This is a genomic window from Pelagibius sp., assembly GCF_028281305.1.
Taxonomy (GTDB): Bacteria; Pseudomonadota; Alphaproteobacteria; order Kiloniellales; family Kiloniellaceae; genus Pelagibius.
The window spans coordinates 23013-29712 of the sequence record NZ_JANQKD010000110.1; the positions used below are offsets into that span (position 1 = coordinate 23013).

At 62.2% G+C, this 6700-nt stretch carries 6 protein-coding genes and 1 pseudogene; all 7 read left to right on the plus strand.

Features of this window, described 5'->3' with window-relative positions:
• Positions 1–124 precede the first annotated feature (124 nt).
• Positions 125–1261, plus strand: coding sequence for an RIP metalloprotease RseP (gene rseP / locus Q0982_RS21060; protein WP_299399387.1), 1137 nt, complete (start codon positions 125–127; stop codon positions 1259–1261).
• 40 nt (positions 1262–1301) lie between these two features.
• The gene (gene bamA / locus Q0982_RS21065; RefSeq protein WP_299399390.1) at positions 1302–3605 is read left to right on the plus strand and encodes an outer membrane protein assembly factor BamA; all 2304 of its coding nucleotides are present in this window, start codon (positions 1302–1304) and stop codon (positions 3603–3605) included.
• Between the two features lie 5 nt (positions 3606–3610).
• Complete coding sequence (locus tag Q0982_RS21070; protein ID WP_299399393.1) at positions 3611–4174, plus strand: OmpH family outer membrane protein; 564 nt, start codon at positions 3611–3613, stop codon at positions 4172–4174.
• A gap of 56 nt (positions 4175–4230) precedes the next feature.
• A complete protein-coding gene (gene lpxD, locus Q0982_RS21075) occupies positions 4231–5265 on the plus strand; it encodes a UDP-3-O-(3-hydroxymyristoyl)glucosamine N-acyltransferase (RefSeq protein ID WP_299399396.1) in 1035 nt (344 codons plus the stop codon).
• Positions 5258–5728, plus strand: coding sequence for a 3-hydroxyacyl-ACP dehydratase FabZ (fabZ, locus tag Q0982_RS21080; protein WP_299399397.1), 471 nt, complete (start codon positions 5258–5260; stop codon positions 5726–5728). The genes lpxD and fabZ overlap by 8 nt, the downstream gene beginning before the upstream one ends.
• Positions 5728–6522 (plus strand): acyl-ACP--UDP-N-acetylglucosamine O-acyltransferase, encoded by a 795-nt coding sequence (lpxA, locus tag Q0982_RS21085; protein ID WP_299399400.1) that lies wholly within the window; start codon positions 5728–5730, stop codon positions 6520–6522. The genes fabZ and lpxA overlap by 1 nt, the downstream gene beginning before the upstream one ends.
• Positions 6523–6555: 33 nt before the next feature.
• Positions 6556–6700 (plus strand): annotated as a pseudogene (locus tag Q0982_RS23820) (LpxI family protein); the annotation flags it as partial.

Sequence of the window (6700 nt, forward strand, 5' to 3'; positions counted from 1 at the left end):
GCGGTTTTGGAGTATCACCAGGGGCGATCGGTGCGGCCAGGAAACGACAGTTTCGGGCTGCAAGTCGATGGCGCCGAAGAGCCGCCCAAAGTTCAGACCAAAACTTAGGAACTATCTGTAAGTTATGGATTTTTCTGGCGGCCTTTATGGCTTTGGCATTCCTTTCCTGGTCATCCTGACCGCGCTGGTCTTCGTTCACGAGCTGGGCCACTACCTGGTGGCCCGCTGGAACGGCGTTCGGGTGGAGATCTTCTCCATCGGTTTTGGGCCGGAGCTGTTCGGCTGGACCGATAAGGCCGGCACGCGCTGGAAGTTCAGCATCATCCCGCTTGGCGGCTATGTGAAGATGTTCGGCGATGCCAACGCCGCCAGCATGCCCGATGGCAGCGTGGCGGAGCTGAGCCCCGCCGAGAAGGCAGTGGCCTTTCCCCACAAGCGCCTGGGGCAGCGGGCCTGGATCGTCGCTGCCGGGCCGATCGCAAACTTCCTCTTCGCCATCGTGTTGCTGGCTGGCCTCTTCAGCATGATCGGCCAGCCCTTCACCCCGGCCGTCGTCGGCGAGGTGATGCCGGACTCCGCTGCAGAGGCGGCTGGTTTCCAGGCCGGAGACGAAGTGCTCTCCGTCAACGGACAGTCAATCGCGCGATTCGAGGAGTTGCAGCGGATTGTCGGCCTGCGCCCGGAGGAGCGCCTGGACGTCGTCGTCCTGCGCGACGGCCAGGAGGTCGATCTGGTCGCGACGCCCTCGCGCGCAGAAGTCCCGAATGCTCTGGGGGAAGTCCAGGAAGTTGGGCGCCTTGGGATAACGCGCTCCAGCAGCGACTTCATTCGCCACGATCCGGCCACGGCGGTCTGGCAGGCAACGCGAGAGACCATCTCGATCATCAACCAGACATTCACGGCGCTGGGACAGATCATCCGGGGCGACCGGGGCGCGGATGAACTGGGCGGTCCGATCCGGATCGCGCAGATGTCGGGCCAGGTCGCCGAGCACGGCATTCCTCAAGCGATTTTCTTCGCCGCCGTCCTTTCGATTAACCTGGGCCTGATTAATCTGTTTCCGGTGCCCATGCTCGATGGCGGCCATCTTTTGTTCTACGCCATTGAAGCCCTGCGGGGCCGTCCGCTGGGCGAAAGAGCCCAAGAATACGGTTTCAGGATCGGACTCGCTCTGGTATTGACGTTGATGGTCTTCGTCACCTGGAATGACCTGCTTCGCTTCGAGGGCTTAGTGAATTTTGTCAAAGGCCTGGTCACTTAAAACACAAGCACCAGCGCCACGGGGGAAGGATCGAAGGAACGTGTTTCGCGGACGCTTGTTCGTCGTCGCCTTGGCGTGCCTGCTGTCCGGTACAGTATGCGTCAGCCTGCCAGAGCCTATACAGGCCCAGTCTCTGCTCTCAGGCGGCCGAATCGAGGCCATTAGGGTCGAAGGCACACAGCGCATCGAAGCCACGACCGTGCGCTCCTACATGCGGGTCACGCCCGGCGATCCCTTTGATCCGGTTCGCCTGGACCGTTCTCTGAAGAACCTCTTTTCGACCGGCCTCTTCGCTGACGTCACCCTACGGCGCGAAGGCAACGTTCTGATCGTGGTCGTCGCCGAAAACCCGATCGTCAACCGCATCGCTTTCGAGGGCAACCGGCGGATCGACGACGAGACTCTGCAACAGGAAATCGAGCTGCGCCCGCGCGTCGTCTTCACGCGCACCAAGGTTCAGAGCGATGCCGATCGCATTCTGGAGATCTATCGCCGCTCCGGTCGCTTCGCCACCACAGTGGAACCCAAGGTGATCCAGCTGGAGCAGAACCGCGTCGATCTGGCCTTCGAGATTTCGGAAGGACCGCTCACGAGCATCCGTTCGATCAACTTCATCGGCAATCGCGAGTTTTCTGATTCGACCCTGCGTGACGAGGTGACCACGTCCGAGGCGTCATTCTGGAATTTCTTCACCTCAACCGACACCTACGACCCCGATCGGCTGACCTTCGACCGGGAACTGCTGCGCCGCTTCTATCTGAACGAGGGCTATGCCGATTTCCGGGTGGTCTCGGTGGTTGCGGAGCTGACACCGGACAACCAGGACTTCATCGTCACCTTCACCGTTGAAGAGGGACCCCGCTACCGCTTCGGCGCGATCGGCATCGAGACGACTCTGCGCAATCTGGACCCCGAGTCGCTGCGCGGCGAACTCACCACCTTCGAAGGCGACTGGTACGACGCCAGTGAAGTCGACAACACCATCGAAGCTCTGACTGAGGCGGTCGGCGATCTCGGCTTTGCCTTTGTCGACATCCGTCCCCGCGTTCAGCGCGACCGTGAAAACCTTACCATTGATCTCGTGTTCGACATTCAGGAAGGCCCCAAGGTCTTCGTCGAGCGTATCGACATCGAGGGCAACGTCCGCACCTTGGACCGTGTTATCCGTAGGGAATTCCGGCTGGTGGAGGGCGATGCCTTCAACAGCTCCAAGCTGCGCCGCTCCCGCCAGCGGGTCCAGAACCTGGGTTTTTTCAAAACGGTGACGGTGGAGAACGAACCGGGCAGCGCCCCGGACCGCACGGTCGTTAAGGTGGAGGTCGAGGAGCAGTCGACCGGCGACCTGACCTTCGGCGCCGGCTTCTCGTCAACCGACGGCCCCATCGGCAACATCGGTATCCGCGAACGCAACCTGCTGGGCCGCGGCCAGGATCTGCGCCTCAGTTTCACCTTGGCCGGCGAAGCTTCTGAAATCGACTTCAGCTTTACCGAGCCGTACTTCCTCGACCGGAACCTGGCCGCGGGCTTCGACCTCTTCCGGACCACCGACGACCGGGACGACGAGAGCTCTTTCGAAGAAGAGCGTCTCGGCGGATCGCTGCGGGCAGGTTTCAACCTCACCGAAGAGATTCGCAATGTCGTGCGCTACACCATCGAGAACCGCGACATTACCGATGTTGGCAGTGACGCCTCTCTGCTCGTGCAATCGGAAGAGGGCGAAACCCTGCGCTCGGGCGTCAGCAACGAGCTGACCTATGACACCAGGGACTCGCGCTTCGACCCTCGGGAGGGTGTGATCGGGCGCCTGAGAACAGAGGTCACCGGTCTCGGCGGCGACGTGAGCTTCTTTAAGGCATCAGTCAACAGCGGTTACTTCCATACGATCTTCGAGGACTACACCGCCAGCCTGCGGGGCTCGGCGGGTACCGTTGTCGGTATCGGCGAGGACACGCGGATCTCCGACCGCTTCTTCCGCGGCGGCGGCAATCCGCGCGGGTTCGAGTTCGGCGGCATCGGGCCGCGCGACGAGCGGACGGGCGATGCCCTGGGTGCCAAGCACTTCTACACCGGCACCGTAGAGGTCGCCTTTCCCATTGAGCTGCCCTTCGATCTCGACGTTCGCGGGCGCATCTTCACCGATGTTGGCGCTGCCTGGGATCTGGACGAAGACGACAACCTGAACGTAGACGTGGAAGATTCTTCGTCGCCCCGAGTCACTGTGGGTACCGGTGTTTCGTGGAACTCGCCCTTCGGGCCGGTGGTCATAGATCTGGGCTTTGCAGTGATCAAGGAGGATTTCGACGAAACCGAAATCCTGAACTTCAGTTTCGGAACGCAGTTTTAGGCAAAATGACGCGTCAATGCAGCTGGCCACTGCGCTTCGCCGCTGCCCTTGTATTTCTGAGTTTGCTTCCGGTTGCGGCCGATGCGCAGGTTGAGCGGGCTCCGCTCATCGGAGTCATCGATGTTCAGGCCGTGCTTCGGGAATCGGTCGCGGTGAAGACCCTGGCTGAGCGGGTGGAAGCTGAGCGGATCGCCGCTCAGCAGACCATGCGGGACCGGGAGGAATCCCTCCGCCAGGCCGACCTTGATCTCGCGCAGCGCCGGGCCAACCTGTCGACCGAAGACTACCGTCAGGAACGCAGCAGCCTTGAAGCCGAGGGCGTGGCTTTGCAGCGTGAGATGCAGGCGGAGCGGCGACGCCTCGATCAACTTTTCAGCCAGGGCATGGCGCAGGTCCAGCAGGTGCTTCAGTCAATCTCCCAGGAGATCGCCGTCGAGCGGGAGCTGGATCTGATCCTCGCGAAGACCACCGTCATTATCGTGAAGTCTGAGTTCGACCTTACGCAGGAGGCGCTCAGGCGATTGAACAGCCGCTTGGTCGATGTCTCCTCGGGAACGGCAGGCAACTAGGGAGCGGCGGGCAAGGCCGTCATCTTCAGCGGCGGCGAACCCAAAGGGGTGGTGGTATGGCGGACAGCCGATTCTTCAAACGTTCTGGACCTTTCAGTCTCTCGCAGCTGGCCGAACTGGCCGAGGCAGAGCTCCAGTCCGGCAGCGATCCAGCGATGGAGTTCCAGGACGTGGCCCCCCTCGACAGTGCCGGCCCTGAGGACGTGAGCTTTCTCGACAACCGGCGTTACGTCGAGCAGTTCGAGCAAAGCAGGGCCGGCGCCTGCATCGTCGATCCGGAGTTTGCCGAACGAGCCCCTGAAGGAATGAAGCTGATCCTCACCAAGCGGCCCTATCGGGGTTATGCAAAGGTGGCCCAGGCATTCTATCCGGCCCAGGCACCGGTTCCAGGCGCTCATCCGTCCACCGTCGTAGACGAGAGCGCCAGCGTCGGAGAGGGCAGCGAACTGGGCGCCGGCGTGGTCGTAGGTCCCGGCGCAAAGGTTGGCCGCGGCTGCCGGGTGGGCGCCAATACGGTCGTTGGCCAGGGCGTCGAGATCGGCGACGGGACGGTCATCGGAGCGAACGTCTCCCTGGAGTTCTGTGTCATCGGGCGGGCCTGCCAGATCCACGCCGGCGCCCGGGTCGGAACCCGGGGTTTTGGCTTTTCCATGGATCCGGAAGGCTTTGTCGACGTCCCGCAACTCGGCCGGGTGATCGTCGAGGATGGCGTTGAAATCGGCGCCAACTCCACGATCGATCGGGGGGCGGGGCCTGACACCGTCATCGGGGCGGGGGCAAAGATTGATAATCTCGTACAGATCGGGCACAACGTGCGCATCGGTCGCGGCTGTGTGCTTGTGGCTCAGTCCGGCGTAGCCGGAAGCTCCGTCCTGCAGGATTTCGTGGCTGTGGCCGCACAAGCCGGGGTATCCGGCCACCTGAAGGTCGGTGCGGGGGCCAGAATCGGTGCAAAGTCGGGCGTCATGCGTGACATTCCAGGGGGTATGACCGTGTTGGGCAGCCCGGCCCGTCCGGCAAGGGAGTTCTTTCGGCTGTGTGCGCTTTGGGAGCGGCAGCTGAAGGCAAGAGGTAGGAAGAAGGATGAGTGAAGAGACCAGCGAACAGGATGGTACCGCCAGCCTTGATGTCCAGGACATCATGGGTCTGCTGCCGCACCGCTATCCGTTCTTGATGATCGACAGGGTCGAGGACATCGTCCCCAACGAGTCGGCAACGGGGGTGAAGAACGTCACCATCAACGAGCCGTTTTTCCTTGGCCACTTTCCGGAGCGGGCGGTGATGCCGGGCGTCCTCATCGTCGAGGCCATGGCCCAGACAGCGGCTGCCCTGGTGATGTACACACTCGGCGAGGATGCCCACGGCAAGCCGGTCTACTTCATGACTGTCGACGACGCGCGGTTCCGCAAGCCCGTGGTGCCGGGCGATGTCTTGAACATCCACGTCACCCGCGTAAGAAACCGCCGCAACGTCTGGAAGTTCTCCGGCGAAGCGAAAGTCAATGGCACCCTGGTCGCGAGCGCAAGCTACTCCGCGATGATCATGGATTATTGATGCCGGACATCCACCCTACAGCGATTATCGAGTCCGGTGCCCAGATCGGCGACGGATGCCAGATCGGACCCTATTGCATCATTGGGCCGCACGTGAAACTGGGCGAGGAGGTAAAGCTCCACAGCCATGTGGTGATCGACGGGCGGACGACGATCGGGGCACGAACGCAGATACTGCCCTTCAGTTCCATCGGCCAGAGCCCCCAGGACCTGAAGTACCAGGGTGAGCCCTCGGAACTGCAGATCGGGACCGACAATATCATTCGTGAGCATGTCACGATGAACATCGGCACCGAGGGCGGCGGCATGGTCACGCGCGTGGGCAGTGGCGGCCTCTTCATGCCGGGGTCCCATGTGGCGCATGACTGCCAGATCGGCGACAACGTTATCATGGCCAACAACTGCACCCTGGCGGGACATGTGACGATCGAGGACAACGTGATCCTCGGCGGCCTTACAGGCGTGCAGCAGTTCGTGCGGGTCGGCCGCAACGCCATTCTGGGCGCCATGGTCGGCACCAAGCATGATGTCATTCCCTATGGGATCGTCATGGCCCGCCCGACCCGGCTCGACGGGCTGAATCTGATCGGGCTTAAGCGCGCCGGCATCGCAAGTGAGGAGATCCAAGCGCTCCTGAAAGTCTTCGACCGGCTCTTCGTGGAGGAGGGCGGCACTCTGTCCGAGCGCATGGATGCTATCGAAGCCGACTTCGGCGAACTGGACACGGTGCGCAACCTGCTGGGTTTCCTGCGTGTCGAGACGGGCCGCCCCATCCTGCGCCCGCAGGACTACTGATGGTGGTTCCGCACTGATGGTGGGGCCATACTGATGACCGGGCCGCTTGGCATCGTTGCTGGCGGCGGACATCTTCCCCGCCGGCTGATTGAGCACTGTCAGTCACAGGGCCGCGGCGTCTTTGTGGTGGCTGTCGAGAGCAATACCGAACCGTCCACGTTAGACGGCGTCGATCATC